We start from the raw sequence: 13872 nt of genomic DNA, 5'->3' as shown, positions 1-13872 counted from the left end.
TTCTGTTTTTAAAGTTAAACTGTTATTAGTCTTCAAATTCTTCTTTAAGAATTCTAATGACTTCTAATATTGTTTCTTCTTCTAAATCTGTACGTTTTACTAAATCGTCTACGTCTTGTTCTAGAATGCTTTTTGCTGTATCCATACCAGCTTTGCTAAATTCATCGATAATCCATCCGTCGATTTCATCTGAGAATTCTTTTAATTCTACATCTTCTTCAGCACCTTCTCTAAATACGTCTATCTCGTAACCTGTTAGTTGACCAGCTAAACGAATGTTGTGACCTCCTCTACCAATAGCTTTTGACACCTCTTCTGGTTTTAGCAACACCTCCGCTCGTTTATTTTCTTCGTCTAACTTTAAAGATGTTACTCTTGCTGGACTTAATGCTCTTGTTACAAAAAGCTGAATATTGTTGGTGTAGTTAATTACATCTATATTTTCATTACCTAACTCACGCACAATACCATGAATACGTGAACCCTTCATACCAACACACGCACCTACTGGATCAATTCTATCATCATAAGAATCTACTGCTACTTTAGCTTTTTCACCAGGAATACGCACCACTTTTTTAACTGTAATTAAACCGTCGAACACTTCAGGAATTTCTTGCTCAAACAATTTTTCTAAGAACAATGGTGATGTTCTAGACATGATTATTGCTGGCTTGCTTCCTTTTAACTCTACACTTTCTATAATACCTCTTACATTCTCTCCTTTTCTAAAGAAATCTGAAGGTATTTGTCTGTCTTTTGGTAAAATAATTTCGTTACCATCATCGTCTAACAAAATTATTGCTCTATGACGAATATGATGTACCTCTGCGGTATAAATTTCTCCTTCTAACTCTTTAAATTGCTTATAGATATTAGTATTATCGTGTTCATGGATTTTAGAAATAAGATTTTGTCTTAATGCTAAAATTGAACGTCTTCCTAAATCAATTAATTTTACTTCTTCAGCAACGTCTTCACCAACTTCAAAATCTGGCTCTATTTTTTGAGCTTCTGATAATGCAATTTCCTGATTAGGATCTTCTACCTCACCATCTGCAACTACGATACGGTTTCTCCAAATTTCTAAATCTCCTTTATCTGGATTGATAATAATATCAAAGTTATCGTCGTCTCCGTACTTCTTTTTTAAAGCATTACGTAACACATCTTCTAGAATCGCCATCAGCGTCACTCTATCAATTAACTTATCGTCCTTAAATTCTGAAAATGACTCTATTAACGCTACATTTTCCATAATTGAATTGAATTAAAATTTTATTTTAACTTTTGCTTCTTTAATGTTTTCAAAAGCAATATTAACTTCTTTTGTTACTGTTACCTTGCCTTTACCTACTGGTTTTGGTTCTCTTGTCTTCCACTTAAGCACAACTCCTTCATCGTTAACATCTGCTAATTGCCCTTCTAGTTTATATCCATCTACAGTTTTCACCTCAAGATTTCTTCCTACATGTTTGTTGTATTGTCTTGGCTTCTGTAAAGGTGATGCTGCGCCACATGATGACACTTCTAATGAAAAATCTTGCTCTTCTCTATCAAGATTATGCTCTATAGCTCTACTTACAAAGATGCAATCTTCAACTAAAACACCATTATCCCCATCTAAAATAACTCTAATGGTATTATCTGATAAAATTTCAAAATCTATAAGAAATAAATCCTTACGCTGATTTAGTGCTTGGTCTAATAAATCTTTTACTGTATCCTTAAACATCTCTTGATATAAAAAGAGAGGACTTTTCGTCCTCTCTCGTTCTCTTTCCGTAAAACAATGGTGCAAATATACAATATTATATGAACTTTTCAAAGCCATATAAAGTGGATTTATTTTCGTAAATTTATATAACTAATATAAAGCATTCAAGATAATGAACAGAATCCTCGTCCCTACCGATTTTTCGGAGCAAGCAACTAACGCTTTAGAAGTAGCTGCTATGTTAGCTAAAAAACATGATGCTGACATTTACCTATTACATATGATGGAAATTCCCATGCAACACATAGATCCTGGTGCAGTAAAAAGCGACATACCTGAAACACTCTTTTTTATGAAACTAGCTCATAAAAAGTTTGAAGATCTTATGGAAAGTGATTTTTTAGAAGGTATTACTGTGCATGAAACCGTAAAAGCAGATATAACTTTTAACGAAATAAAAGATGCCTGTAAAGAGTTTGATATAGATTTAATAGTTATGGGTTCTCATGGTGCCACTGGGCTAAAGGAAATGTTTATTGGCTCTAATGCAGAAAAAGTAGTACGCTCTTCTGATGTTCCTGTTTTAGTTATTAAAAACAAACATCAGAGCTTTAACATTAAGAATTTTGTTTTTGCCTCTGATTTTAAAAACGATAATAGAGAAACATACAAACAAGCTGTAAAGTTTGCCGAATTGTTTGATGCTAAAATTCATCTATTACTAGTTAATACTGCAAATAATTTTATTACAACTTACGAATCTAGAACCCGAATAAACGATTTTATTTCTGGACAAACTTTTGAAAACTACACAATAAATGTACATAACGACTATAGCGTAGAACAAGGTATTTTAGGTTTTTCTCAAGAAATTGATGCCGACCTTATTGGTATAAGTACACACGGTAGACAAGGTATTGCTCACTTTTTTAACGGCAGTATTAGCGAAGATTTGGTTAATCATGCTAAAAGACCTGTTATAACTTTTAAAATATAATTGAAAATAAATATTCTGAAAATAAAAAAATCCTAATCGTTTGATTAGGATTTTTTGTTGGCCTACTAGGGCTTACCTCGACTGCGCTCGACACAGGCTTCTCACCCTTTTAGTTTTTTATTAAAAGCAAAAGTCCCAACTACTTATTGTAATTAGGACTTCTTTTTTGTTGGCCTACTAGGGCAAATATCTTTTTACCTCATCACACCTCAACAAGCTTCAAAAACCCTTACAAATAAAGGGTTTTTGAAAATTCGTAATTTTAAAACACCTCAAATTACTTTGTAAAATATCAAAAAATAGCATATTTTTACTACGCTTTTTACTACGCTTATATATATGAAACAACCTACACATAATTTCAATCTTGAATTTCGCCCTAACTCATCTGGGAAAAAATTGATTTACTTTTATTTCAATTATGGCTATAAAGAATTCAATCCTTCTACAAAAAAATATGTTTATCCAGAATTAAAAATATCATCACAATGGACAATAGATGAGGTTTATTGGAATGGCAGACCAATATACAGAGCGAACAAAACTTACGTTAGAAAATTTGGTAAAGATTTGAATAATGTATTAGATAAGATTGAAGAAACAGCGTATAATCAATTGTCGTTATATAGAAATGAATACGGCACTAACCCCAATCCTAAAGATTTAAAAAAAGAATTCTTGAGAAGCTCAATAGAATTCCAAAACAAAGCAAAAAAATACTATTAGTTGAGTACATTAAAAAGCTTATCGACAAACGAACAAACTTACCCATATCATCTAATGAATATTGGAGTAAAGGAACTAAAAACGGTTACGAAAATTTAATAAATCATATTGAGAAATATGAAGAACGAAAGAAATTAAATATTTCGTTAGATACCATGACCGAAGAGTTATATTGGGATTACTTCAAAACTATTAATGATATTCATAAAGAAGAAAACGGAACACCATATATAAGAACAACCATTGCCAAAGACTGCAAGAATTTAAAAGTCATTTTTAATTGTGCTGTTGAAGATGATATAGAAGTAGGATTTAATTTTTCAAAAAAAGGGCTAAAAATTCACCTTTCAAAACCAATGTATGAAACCTACTTAACTAATGAACAATTGAAAAAAATAATTAACGCCGACGTTAGCCATTCAGCTGAACTACAAAGAGCAAAAGATTATATTATTATTTCGTCTTTTACAGGTGGTTTGAGGATTGGAGACATGAAACATCTTCATGAACTAAAAGTAGAGGTAATTGAGTTTGAAGGAAAGCATTATAATACGGTTACAACAAAAATCAGAAAATCAAAGGAGAATCAAGATGAATTAATAGTTACTATACCAATACTAAAACCTGCAAATGATATATTAAAAAAGTATCAGAACAAATTTCCTAAACTCACAAGTGACACCAATGTTCGTAAATGTGTTACGAAATTATTGAAACATCTAAAGTTTGAAAATGAGGTATTAGTTAGCTATGATTATTATTTATCTGACAAAGTAATCTATAAAAAGAAAAAGCAACATAGCGTATTTTCACCACATGATTGCAGAAGAACTTACATAACAAATCTAAAGCAGTTAGGCATTCAAAATGATACAATAGAACCTATTACCCATCCAAAAATGAACTACAAATCTGTACTTGATTCATATGATAAATCTACATTAAAAGATAAAGCTATTAAGCTAATCAAAGCAATTGAAAGCTCTAATTCCAAATTGTATAAAATCTAACAAAATTATTCGATTACTTTTTTAACCGTTTTAGTAGATTAACAACCAACAAAACCAGTACGGTCATAATAGAAGATATTAAAGCCAAAACTATCCCCAAAAAACTCAATACCTCATTTAAAGACGCTTTTTTATTTTGTGACTCTGCATTTCTGAATGCTCTTACCCAATGTTGTGCCTCTTGGTCATACCTAGCAAGCGTTTGAGAATCATTTGTATTTGGTCGCCAGTTAAAACTTTGTCTTTCTCCCTGTGTCATAGTCATAGTATTATATTAATAAATTTTAGCTAGTCGCTCCAACGCTGATGTCTTTGTTACTGACAAATAATTATCTGTTGTCGTTGCTCTTTTATGAGTAAGGTGGTATTGAGCCATTGAAAGGCTTCCTGTTCGGTCAAGGACGTTTATTGCACTAGCTTTACGAATTGAATGCACACCACAATTCTTAAATCCTAGTTTTTCAGCAGTAAGTTTTATGCGCTTGTGCAACCATTGTCTAGTATATAACTTATTGCTTTTATAGTTATAGAAGATATTTTCGCTATTTGCTCCAAATTCTAATTTAATAGTTTCTCTAAATGCCTGAATGTAATTATACAATTCATTTGATATAATCCCTGTATGACTATTCTTTGTCTTTTTTATTTCAGTAGAGAAAATGTACTTCCCAAAATCGCTATTGAAACTAATATCACCATATTTTAAAGTCAACAGGTCACTAACTCTCAAACCTGATTCTAATGCTATCAAATATGCTAAGTTTTCAGTTTTCCTATCAAGATTATAGATTTGATTGTTTTCAAAAAACAATTTTCGAGCTTCCGAATATAATTTATTGTAATCTATTGGCTGTGTTTTCATATACCAAATATACAAAAAGTGTTTACATTTACAACGTATTTTGTGTAAAATGTAAACACCTACTAAACTAAAATCACTAAAACATTGATTTTTAGTACTTTTGATATTGTGACGTGTTTACATAATACACTATAATGTAAACAGTTGGGATGTTCTAAATTTAGAACGCCAAAAACATACTAACCCAACTCTATATTTCTGTCAAGTTGATAATTATAAAATAGGTCATAGTCTAAAATATAATACCCAACTTAATTAGTATATTTAAACAAAAATAAAAATGAATGGCATTTGGAAATTAAACGGTATGTTTTTCGGATGGGTTACAAACAATGGAAGTTTGTATTCGCAAAATGGTAATAGGATAGGAACATTAATTGATAACGTATTTTACAATCATAATGGAGCTTATATAGGAGAACTGTTAAATAACAATCGTATTGGGTATAATTCAGACCATAATGATTGGGTGGGTCCCGTTTGTTATGTTGATGGTCAGATATTGGCTGAGCCTCTAGAAAATCTATTAGCCAATGAAGTAATAGGTTACAATTCTCCCGAATGAACAAATTTCAGCTTTGCTGACTCCTTATGTTCCATTTATAAGTAGCAGTGGCTGTATTCCCTTCATTCATTTCAATTAATTCACTCATATATGCTATAACTTCTAGTCTGTTCTTAGTTACAACATTTCTATATTCAGTAACTGTTAAATCATTAAAGAAAACACCTTGAAGTTCCTCAGCTATATCCATAGCATATATAAACATGTCACCTTGATTGGCAGTAAATCCTTTATTTTCAGAAGTTAAAGAACCATTTATATAATGGGTCAGTACCATTAAAAAGTTAGTTAATCGTATTGCTGGATGCGGATGAGTACTTTCTTTAAAATATATTGCACTTCGATTGCCTGCAAATGAGAGTAGATAAAATATTATCGGGATAGAAAAAAGAACAATTAATGCTTCAAGTAATGGCTTAGTAACCCTATCACCAAACAATCTGTCCGCATATTGCATTATATGAGTTCCTAAACACAAAGCACTATATGTGTCTGCATCCAATTCCATCAAATGCCTCCCAATATCAAAATTTTCAACTGGTGATGGATTCTCCTGCATATTCATTCCTAAATAATCCGACTTCTGAATTAGATGAGCCATTTCATGGTAAAAAGTAAAATGACAACCAGCTTGATACATCAAATTATTAATTGATGTATTCATAAATGGCTCAAGCTTTTCAAATAATAAAACATTGGAATCAGATATAAGACTATCATTAAATTTAAAATTATTTATCAACCAGTTTATAGTACCCCTATTTATACCGATTAAATAATTTCCATTAGGGCTTAAACCAGCCATTGCATTTATAGTATCTCTATCAACGAAAAATAAATAATTCGGTATGATTCCATAATCAGAGTTAAGCTCCAAGGTTTCTTTGTAAAATTTAAACACTTCAAGAAACTCATCTCTATTAAAATCACTTTCTAAATTACATACTAAACCATTAATCTCTGGAACATTCTGGATTATTTCCGCCGTATTATCTCTGTATTGCGCTAATGTCATAGGATTACATTAAAGGGTAAGAGGTTGAATCTCTAGGTTAAGTAAATCGATTTTACTTATAACTCTAGAACATACACCATGTGAATTAGCTTTAATCCAATTTTGGCCATATTCACTTGTTAATGTTCTGACTAACGCTTCTCTATATTCTTGAGGAACTCTTATTACGTATAAACAATCACTTATTAGGATAGAACCATCTTCTATTACCATTACCCGTCCTAAACATCTTTTTCCAACCCTAGGAATTATAATATCCCCTTTATTAGCACATCTAAACCTTCGAGCCACCCTCTTATTTGGTTTAAAGACTTGGTATTTCAGGTCTTTTTTTAAATCTGTAGTATGAATATACTTATAATCACCATTGGAAAGTTCCTTTTTCGAGAACTTTCCCCTAAATATTTCGGCTTTAACACTCTCTAAACTAATACCCTTTTTAAAATCATTTAAACGCCATTTATGATAGCTATAATCCATTCTATGAGGTAAATCAACTATGTCAACATTAATTGTATCTTCAATTTCTCCCTTATGATTGGCCTTATGAATTGTAACCGTTTTATTTTTAGGTCTGCATTTTTTTAAAACCAAAATATGAGTTTTAGCTTCGGTTTTTTTAAAAATTTTATCTGGTAATTCGATTATACCTTTAATCGAATAGTTCTCTATAATTCTTTTTCTAAACATAGAAAATTGATGTGATGTAAGTAGGCCATCGGGCAGAATAATTCCTAGCTCACCATTCTCCCTGATTAAAAGCAGGTTTTGAGCCAAAAAAACTAAATCCGAAGTCACAATTCTGTAGTCTGACAAATCACCCAATCTTGATGAGTTTAAAATCTTCTTTATTTCATCACTTTTTTCTACAACCAAATAGGGCGGATTACAAACACCAACATCAATTGAGCCAAGCTTAATCTTTAATCTATGATTTAGCCTAGATGACAACCCATTGATTAAAAACAAATCGACATTTGGAAACTCTTTCTTAAGTATTTTTATATTTTTTGGGTCAATATCACCCCCAATGATTTTAGAATCTCGCCATTTCAATTTAGCCTCACGTAACAAAGCACCGTCTCCAATTCCTAATTCTAAAATTTTTTTAGGATTTTTCATTAATATATTTGACATCAAAAGCTTAGATATGTTTTGATGTGTATAGTATTGTCCTAAATCACTCCTCATTTATGAAACTGGTTAAATTATACATAAAACTTTTGCCTACACCAACAGTCCTTATCTTCTTTCCATGAGATGGAAAATCGTAATATAATAAAATTTCCTTGTTCTTTACAGCAAACATGCTAACCCCAAGTGAATGAGGTTTGGTGCCTAAAGGTGCTACCGTAATTTCATATGACATATTATTTTTCTTTATTTCCTCCAAAATATTATAAACCCCAAATGGCTCATTAGCTGTAGTCCTGTATATTAATTCAGTTGCTTTGGATTGTTCTAAGGTACTTTGATTTTGAGAGTAAACATAATATTGCCAACTAGGATAGAAAGATGGAAAACCTACAATTGCAAATGTTTTTCTTCTTGCTGGATTTACATCTCCAAAAGCCTTTGTAAATCTAGCCCCTTCAAAACCTAGAGTTGTAACAAGGATTTTTTCCTTATTATGGTCAGATTGTCTTAAAAATCCAGGTAAAGAGTTCACTTCACAAAATTTCTCAGTCAAATCAAATTTAACCTCAACCTCATCTGTCTTAATTTTATCATATTTCTGAGGTTCTGTATAACACACAAATAGTTTTTCAGGAGTAAACTTATTTTTTAGAATATTAATCAAATAAAAAACTACGGGATGACTTAAAGAAGTAATATCAATAAGAACTGATTTATCGTCAATTCCTATTTCCTTTAAATCACTAATAAAAGTACTTAATAAATCTTTCCCAGTTCTTTGAAGGTCTTCATTTCTAATTTGTAAATTAAGTGAAGATTCAATTATTGAATACTTCTCATATTCAACATCGTAATTCATAGAGTAAGCTTTCCCTTTAAAACTACTTTTTAAAAGAAGCGGTATCTTCTGTGCACGAACTTCTTTACTATTACCTAAAATAATTATGTCGATGCTACTACTAAAAGACTCGTCTAGGATTAAACTATTTAAATCATAATATCTATTGTACAACATTATAATTCAAAAGTTAGTTGATTAGTATCGTCCTTTGTTATATTCTTTACATAACTATTTGCTACCAAATTAGCCTTAGCAACGTCACCATGTATTAGTGACTCTAAGTTGTTTGCATCAATATTCAAACTCCTTATCCGCCTAGCTGAAATTTTAAAATACGGTGCATAGATATGATTTAGATGATATTCCCAATTATTAGAGTCAATGGAAGGGTCTTTATCTTTTGTCTGCTCACGCCTTTGTAACACAGAGTAGAGAATTGCATTTTTAAGAAAATCTCTAGTGTCCTCAGACAACTTATCATATTGTGTGGTAAAATGATTTTTTTCTGGCTCACTTAATTTACTATCTCGATGTAAAGCTTGAAATATTTTCCCCAATAGTATAGTAAATCGTTTCAACCTAATACTGTGGGGTGTATAAGTTTCGATTTCATTAATTTTGTACTTAGTAATAGAATATGCTGCATGCGATTGTTCTAAATCGGTCAATTTTCTAGGCTCATCAAATGAAAAGCCATTTCTCCAAGCATTTTTAAACGCTTCTTCACATAGTTCAATAAAGTATCTGCTTATACCTGATGATACCGATTTAAAAGTATTGAAACCTGAATACTTTTTCTCTTTTTTAAATTCCTTGGCCACTAAGAAGACAATCCCTAGTTTATTATTATGAATCCAATCATTATATTTTGAAGGCTTATTATTCTGAAATTTCTCTAATTCCTCGGCAAGTTCAGTCGGCTTTTTGCCCCTATCCAAAAGAACTTGATTAAGCCTTAGAATAAGTGGGTTTTCTACATTATACAATATAGCTAATTTCGTGTCTTCAATACTTAATCTATTCTTTAATCTAATTTTTAAAGTCTCCTTACCCTTACCTTTAACTATTTCTTCTATTTCCTCTTGATAATCATAACCCCCTAAATAATATCTTATGTCTAATAATTCTTCTTTACCATTTTTCAGACATGGAATCCTTGACAATCTTTTATTACAAATTTCTATTAACAACTCTTCATACTCAGAATCTGACAATTCTTCTAAATCAAATCTTTTATAGTCGTGAGGTGAGCTAATAATCTCACTTTCACTTAAAGTTTCATAAGTCTTCAGACCTTCTTTTCGCATTCCAATATTAAAAATGACAGGGTTGGGATGTTTAATAAGAGTGTTTATAATCTTTTGCTGATACGGCAAAAGGTTTTCATATTCATCTACAAAAACATGAATTTTTTTTGCTTTTAAAAGGTCTTGAGATAAAACACTTTGAGCCAAATAATTTAACAAGAGCCCATTAATTATTAATCTTGGTTTTGATAATTCACCTGGATTATTTATAAATGATAGAAGCTTTATTTCATGCGATTTAATTCTCCTTAGAAAGGATTCATAATCTGTAATTGATTTATCATTTAACAACTCTTGAACTTCATCTTTCAGCTCAAAATCCAAACTTTCATTTGTGTGAGCATTAATGTCTAAGATTACTTCTAACAGGCGTTTAGTCAAATTTAAGTTAAGATAGTGACTAAAGAGTTGAACCCACTCTTCATCATTTATACCTTTATGTTGAAAGGCTGGCACAAAATTAGAATCAGCCCTAAAGTGAATACCAATTAATTCTTGATTATTTATGAAGTCTAAAAAGCTTATGTCTTTACTAAATGCTTCTTGTTTTTTACTCTGATACGAATGATATAAAAAATACATTGTTTTACCTGAGCCTCTTCCACCTTCAAGGATTAAAGATTTGCTTCTCAGCAACCCATTAAAACTTTTATGAGAAGCATAAAACTCAAATAGTTTATCACCTAATTGCTCTGCCCTGTCGGTTGAGAATGGATTTTTAAATTTAGACATCAGTTTCAGTTCTTTTATTTCGATAAAGGTTATTCCAATTTTTATTATTAGTATAAAACAGAGGTAGGGAGCAATCAGGAATAGCATGATGGAAAGCTATTGCATAATCTAATCCTTGATAACCTAAAAACTCTATATCGTTTTTATCACACAAGTTTTTAAGTATATCCTTACAAAACTCTATTTCTTCTGCTTCAAAATACACAGAGTCTTCACCAAATATTTTAAACCGATTTCCAAGAAGTTCACCGTAAGTTACCATTAAATCACTTCTTTTACCCATTTCAAAATCAAATTTGAAATTATCATAACCTTCATTAGTACATACTAAACAAAAATATTCAATATTAATATCTGGAAATTTTTCCTTTAATTCATTAAATAAAATTTCATTGTCATCTAATTTTACTTTAGTAAGATTCCAAAAATCACTTATTTGTTTTCCACTTCCCACAAAATCATCCAAAATAATAAGGTTTTTACAAGTCTTTAATTCATCAGAACTTAAACTATTGGTGTCTAAAATCTTACTTTCAGAAATACCAACATCAATTGTTAAGTATCTCGCCATAACCAAAGAACTTTGGGAAAGATTGCCTGTATTTAATGGAACAAAAAATGTGTTTTCAAGAAAAGTTTTTTTAGCTTTTATTATGTCTTCCTCTGTTAAAAGAAAACTACTTTCCTTCTCTAATTTTAAAGCATAACGTTTAAAAATTTTCTCGTTTAATCCAAAATTCATTAATCTAATGATATCTTCCTCAGAATAGTAAACAAATCTATCTAACAATTTTAAAGCACAATATTTCTCTTCTGGTAATATAAAATTATTAAGCCAATTTTGTAATTCCTTTACATTAGGCTTAGACCAAAAATTAGATTCTATATAAAAATATACCTTATCTAACGCATAAGAATTAAACTCTTCTATTTCTTCATTTGTAAGCATCCTTCAGTAATTAAACATAAAGAAAAAGATTTTATTCCTAATTCAGATATTTTCAACTGAAAACTTTATTAATAATCTCTATTCGTAAACTGATTAATTTTCATTTGGGTTTTCTCCATGTCCAAACGCATCTTCAAAATACTTAAATCTTGTATTAGTTTATTTTTTTTATTCTGGTCACCCTCCTGATTAATCAATTCTTGTTTGTAAACAATTTTTGCTTCTATTTCATCTTTTTTCATAATTTTTAAAATTTAATTTCTGGTCGGACTGCTTTTACAACAACCCTTTATTTGAATGCTATTTTAATTGATTAGCATTCTCTTATTTATAATAACTACGTGTTGTTATATTACTTTTTAGAACGCAAATTTTTGGTAAAAAAATTTTGCGAATCACTCCGACTGCTACTTTTAATCGAATTTCACGCTAAAGTAAGGGAGTTATTTTGGCTAGCTCCCTACAGGTAAATTGGTATTTTATTTGTCAAATAATAATGATATCTATACCAGTTCTCCTCTATAAAGATTCCATCATCTTTTAAACTAATTTCTTCGCCTTTTAGTAAAGCTCCAATCTTACCTTTATATCTTAAAACATAATAAGTTCGTTCATCCAAAAAACCAAAAGTCTTTTTATAATCATCGTAATACTTCATTAAGTTATAGGTATATTTATCTTTCTTCATCTCTTTCTTTTTTTAAAGTAATTATTTGACCACCATCTTTCGTTATATAGCTTTTCCAACACTTTAAATCAAAGATTTTTGACTCATGGTAACTTAGATTAGCACACAAAAGTTTAAGCGTTCTAAGTAGCTCATTTTTCTTTGTTGAAGTTTTAATAAAACTATGTATGTGTGGCTTACCGTTAGACTTCTTTTTTTCTTTAGTGTAGTTAATTTCAAGTTTAGGGTCATCTATACGGTCAAATACATTTTTTAAGATATTATCTAAATCTTTGAAAGTATAACTGCTATACGTTTGGAAACTTAAGGCAAAATATTGTTGTCTATGTTTTCGCCTTCTCTTAAAATTATGCTTCAATAGATGATGAACCTCCCATTGATTTAACTTATTTTTTCTAATCAAGTCTTTGCTTTTGGTTTTACACAAATCTTTAATTATTCTTCTAACGTTTCTCGTTGTCATCTCTTTTTGTTTCGCTATTTCAGAAACACTCAAATACTCTTTTTCTACCATTTCTTTCTTTTTAAGGCGTACCAAATGCTTTAGGAAATATCTCTATTTCCTCCATTTAGCTTTGTTATTTGTAAATAAATATTCCAAACTTTAAAAACCTGGGAATTAATTTATTTAGGTAAGTATTCGTAATTTTTAGGAATAAGTAAAGTGAATATTTAAAGTTTTTTTTCATTTTCCTTGAAATCACCTTGTTTATGTCATTTTTTTTGGGTTAGTTTGACATAGAGACCTTAAATCAACTATGGCTTTTTTTGTTGATTTTGAAGGCATGCGTTTTAAAAATGTTTATCAAGTCGGGAGTTCAGACCAGTTAGTACCAATATTGGCTCGATAACATTAAAGCACATAAGAAACTGGCATAAATACCAAATGGAATCATGAATGATAAAATCATGACTTCCAGAGATGTTATGCAGAAACTACAAATCTGCGAGAACACACTTCTCAAATATGAGCGCAATGGCAATATTCAAATCGACTTTAGATTAGGAAATAGAAAGCGTTACTTTGAAAGTAATATTAAAAAATCTCTGATTAAGCTTAGTAAAAGGAGCTAAAATAAAAAAAGAACCCTAAGTGGGTTCTTTTTTTGTTTATACTCTAAAATTACTACGCTTATTACTACGCATAAAAAACAAATCCTTTCAAACAAATAGTGTTTAAAAGGATTTTGTAAATTACTTGTTGGCCTACTAGGGCTCGAACCTAGACTCTTCTGGACCAAAACCAGACGTGTTGCCAGTTACACCATAGGCCAATCTCTTAAATTGAGGGTGCAAATTTAATACAAAAGTTGTCTTGGACAAAAA

16 protein-coding genes and 1 tRNA gene are annotated in these 13872 nt (G+C 30.4%); 4 read left to right on the top strand and 13 right to left on the bottom strand.

Annotated features, from left to right (window positions below; translation table 11 throughout):
- Positions 1–25 precede the first annotated feature (25 nt).
- Together nusA and rimP are read right to left on the bottom strand one after the other, a co-directional pair.
- Positions 26–1258, bottom strand: a complete 1233-nt coding sequence (gene nusA, locus V1468_RS05830) for a transcription termination factor NusA (RefSeq protein ID WP_331809282.1) — start codon at positions 1256–1258, stop codon at positions 26–28.
- Between the two features lie 12 nt (positions 1259–1270).
- The gene (rimP, locus tag V1468_RS05825; RefSeq protein WP_331809281.1) at positions 1271–1735 is read right to left on the bottom strand and encodes a ribosome assembly cofactor RimP; all 465 of its coding nucleotides are present in this window, start codon (positions 1733–1735) and stop codon (positions 1271–1273) included.
- Positions 1736–1889: 154 nt separating this feature from the next.
- On the opposite strand from rimP, the gene V1468_RS05820 reads away from it, so the two are divergent.
- The 3 genes from V1468_RS05820 to V1468_RS05810 all read left to right on the top strand — a co-directional run bounded on the left by V1468_RS05820 (position 1890) and on the right by V1468_RS05810 (position 4450).
- Complete coding sequence (locus tag V1468_RS05820) at positions 1890–2714, top strand: universal stress protein (RefSeq protein ID WP_331809280.1); 825 nt, start codon at positions 1890–1892, stop codon at positions 2712–2714.
- A gap of 339 nt (positions 2715–3053) precedes the next feature.
- Complete coding sequence (locus V1468_RS05815; protein WP_331809279.1) at positions 3054–3440, top strand: hypothetical protein; 387 nt, start codon at positions 3054–3056, stop codon at positions 3438–3440.
- Positions 3389–4450 carry a phage integrase SAM-like domain-containing protein gene (locus V1468_RS05810; protein WP_331809349.1) on the top strand — a complete coding sequence of 354 codons (1062 nt, stop codon included), beginning with the start codon at positions 3389–3391 and terminating at the stop codon, positions 4448–4450. The genes V1468_RS05815 and V1468_RS05810 overlap by 52 nt, the downstream gene beginning before the upstream one ends.
- Before the next feature lie 13 nt (positions 4451–4463).
- Here the strand turns inward: V1468_RS05810 and V1468_RS05805 are convergent, their stop codons facing one another.
- A complete protein-coding gene (locus V1468_RS05805; RefSeq protein WP_331809278.1) occupies positions 4464–4715 on the bottom strand; it encodes a hypothetical protein in 252 nt (83 codons plus the stop codon).
- A 9-nt stretch (positions 4716–4724) separates the two neighbouring features.
- Entirely contained in the window at positions 4725–5312 is a 588-nt protein-coding gene (locus tag V1468_RS05800) for a site-specific integrase (RefSeq protein WP_331809277.1), read from the bottom strand.
- Positions 5313–5592: 280 nt separating this feature from the next.
- On the opposite strand from V1468_RS05800, the gene V1468_RS05795 reads away from it, so the two are divergent.
- Positions 5593–5877, top strand: a complete 285-nt coding sequence (locus V1468_RS05795) for a hypothetical protein (protein ID WP_331809276.1) — start codon at positions 5593–5595, stop codon at positions 5875–5877.
- Between the two features lie 7 nt (positions 5878–5884).
- Here the strand turns inward: V1468_RS05795 and V1468_RS05790 are convergent, their stop codons facing one another.
- The 9 genes from V1468_RS05790 to V1468_RS05750 all read right to left on the bottom strand — a co-directional run bounded on the left by V1468_RS05790 (position 5885) and on the right by V1468_RS05750 (position 13820).
- Complete coding sequence (locus V1468_RS05790) at positions 5885–6892, bottom strand: hypothetical protein (RefSeq protein ID WP_331809275.1); 1008 nt, start codon at positions 6890–6892, stop codon at positions 5885–5887.
- 9 nt (positions 6893–6901) lie between these two features.
- Entirely contained in the window at positions 6902–8083 is a 1182-nt protein-coding gene (locus V1468_RS05785) for an N-6 DNA methylase (protein ID WP_331809274.1), read from the bottom strand.
- Positions 8073–8888, bottom strand: a complete 816-nt coding sequence (locus tag V1468_RS05780; protein WP_331809273.1) for a hypothetical protein — start codon at positions 8886–8888, stop codon at positions 8073–8075. Before V1468_RS05780 ends, V1468_RS05785 begins: the two co-directional genes overlap by 11 nt.
- A 155-nt stretch (positions 8889–9043) precedes the next feature.
- The gene (locus V1468_RS05775) at positions 9044–10909 is read right to left on the bottom strand and encodes an ORC-CDC6 family AAA ATPase (RefSeq protein WP_331809272.1); all 1866 of its coding nucleotides are present in this window, start codon (positions 10907–10909) and stop codon (positions 9044–9046) included.
- Positions 10902–11858, bottom strand: coding sequence for a phosphoribosyltransferase-like protein (locus V1468_RS05770; protein ID WP_331809271.1), 957 nt, complete (start codon positions 11856–11858; stop codon positions 10902–10904). Before V1468_RS05770 ends, V1468_RS05775 begins: the two co-directional genes overlap by 8 nt.
- 68 nt (positions 11859–11926) lie before the next feature.
- Positions 11927–12100: a hypothetical protein gene (locus V1468_RS05765; protein ID WP_331809270.1), complete on the bottom strand. Its 174-nt coding sequence runs from the start codon at positions 12098–12100 to the stop codon at positions 11927–11929.
- Between the two features lie 218 nt (positions 12101–12318).
- Positions 12319–12546: a hypothetical protein gene (locus V1468_RS05760; protein WP_331809269.1), complete on the bottom strand. Its 228-nt coding sequence runs from the start codon at positions 12544–12546 to the stop codon at positions 12319–12321.
- Entirely contained in the window at positions 12533–13060 is a 528-nt protein-coding gene (locus V1468_RS05755; RefSeq protein WP_331809268.1) for a hypothetical protein, read from the bottom strand. The genes V1468_RS05760 and V1468_RS05755 overlap by 14 nt, the downstream gene beginning before the upstream one ends.
- Before the next feature lie 687 nt (positions 13061–13747).
- Positions 13748–13820 (bottom strand) — tRNA-Gln (locus V1468_RS05750).
- Between the last annotated feature and the right edge of the window lie 52 nt (positions 13821–13872).

This window comes from Winogradskyella poriferorum (assembly GCF_036553625.1).
GTDB classification, from domain to species: domain Bacteria; phylum Bacteroidota; class Bacteroidia; order Flavobacteriales; family Flavobacteriaceae; genus Winogradskyella; species Winogradskyella poriferorum.
Note: the sequence above shows the minus strand (reverse complement) of the source record. Positions and strands in the feature narration are given on the sequence as shown.

Excerpts from the sequence above, each read along its gene's own strand:
- nusA (WP_331809282.1), bottom strand. The coding sequence starts at position 1,258 with ATGGAAAATGTAGCGTTAATAGAGTCATTTTCAGAATTTAAGGACGAT.
- rimP (WP_331809281.1), bottom strand. The coding sequence starts at position 1,735 with ATGTTTAAGGATACAGTAAAAGATTTATTAGACCAAGCACTAAATCAG.
- V1468_RS05820 (WP_331809280.1), top strand. The coding sequence starts at position 1,890 with ATGAACAGAATCCTCGTCCCTACCGATTTTTCGGAGCAAGCAACTAAC.
- V1468_RS05815 (WP_331809279.1), top strand. The coding sequence starts at position 3,054 with ATGAAACAACCTACACATAATTTCAATCTTGAATTTCGCCCTAACTCA.
- V1468_RS05805 (WP_331809278.1), bottom strand. The coding sequence starts at position 4,715 with ATGACTATGACACAGGGAGAAAGACAAAGTTTTAACTGGCGACCAAAT.
- V1468_RS05800 (WP_331809277.1), bottom strand. The coding sequence starts at position 5,312 with ATGAAAACACAGCCAATAGATTACAATAAATTATATTCGGAAGCTCGA.
- V1468_RS05795 (WP_331809276.1), top strand. The coding sequence starts at position 5,593 with ATGAATGGCATTTGGAAATTAAACGGTATGTTTTTCGGATGGGTTACA.
- V1468_RS05790 (WP_331809275.1), bottom strand. The coding sequence starts at position 6,892 with ATGACATTAGCGCAATACAGAGATAATACGGCGGAAATAATCCAGAAT.
- V1468_RS05785 (WP_331809274.1), bottom strand. The coding sequence starts at position 8,083 with ATGAGGAGTGATTTAGGACAATACTATACACATCAAAACATATCTAAG.
- V1468_RS05780 (WP_331809273.1), bottom strand. The coding sequence starts at position 8,888 with ATGAATTACGATGTTGAATATGAGAAGTATTCAATAATTGAATCTTCA.
- V1468_RS05775 (WP_331809272.1), bottom strand. The coding sequence starts at position 10,909 with ATGTCTAAATTTAAAAATCCATTCTCAACCGACAGGGCAGAGCAATTA.
- V1468_RS05770 (WP_331809271.1), bottom strand. The coding sequence starts at position 11,858 with ATGCTTACAAATGAAGAAATAGAAGAGTTTAATTCTTATGCGTTAGAT.
- V1468_RS05765 (WP_331809270.1), bottom strand. The coding sequence starts at position 12,100 with ATGAAAAAAGATGAAATAGAAGCAAAAATTGTTTACAAACAAGAATTG.
- V1468_RS05760 (WP_331809269.1), bottom strand. The coding sequence starts at position 12,546 with ATGAAGAAAGATAAATATACCTATAACTTAATGAAGTATTACGATGAT.
- V1468_RS05755 (WP_331809268.1), bottom strand. The coding sequence starts at position 13,060 with ATGGTAGAAAAAGAGTATTTGAGTGTTTCTGAAATAGCGAAACAAAAA.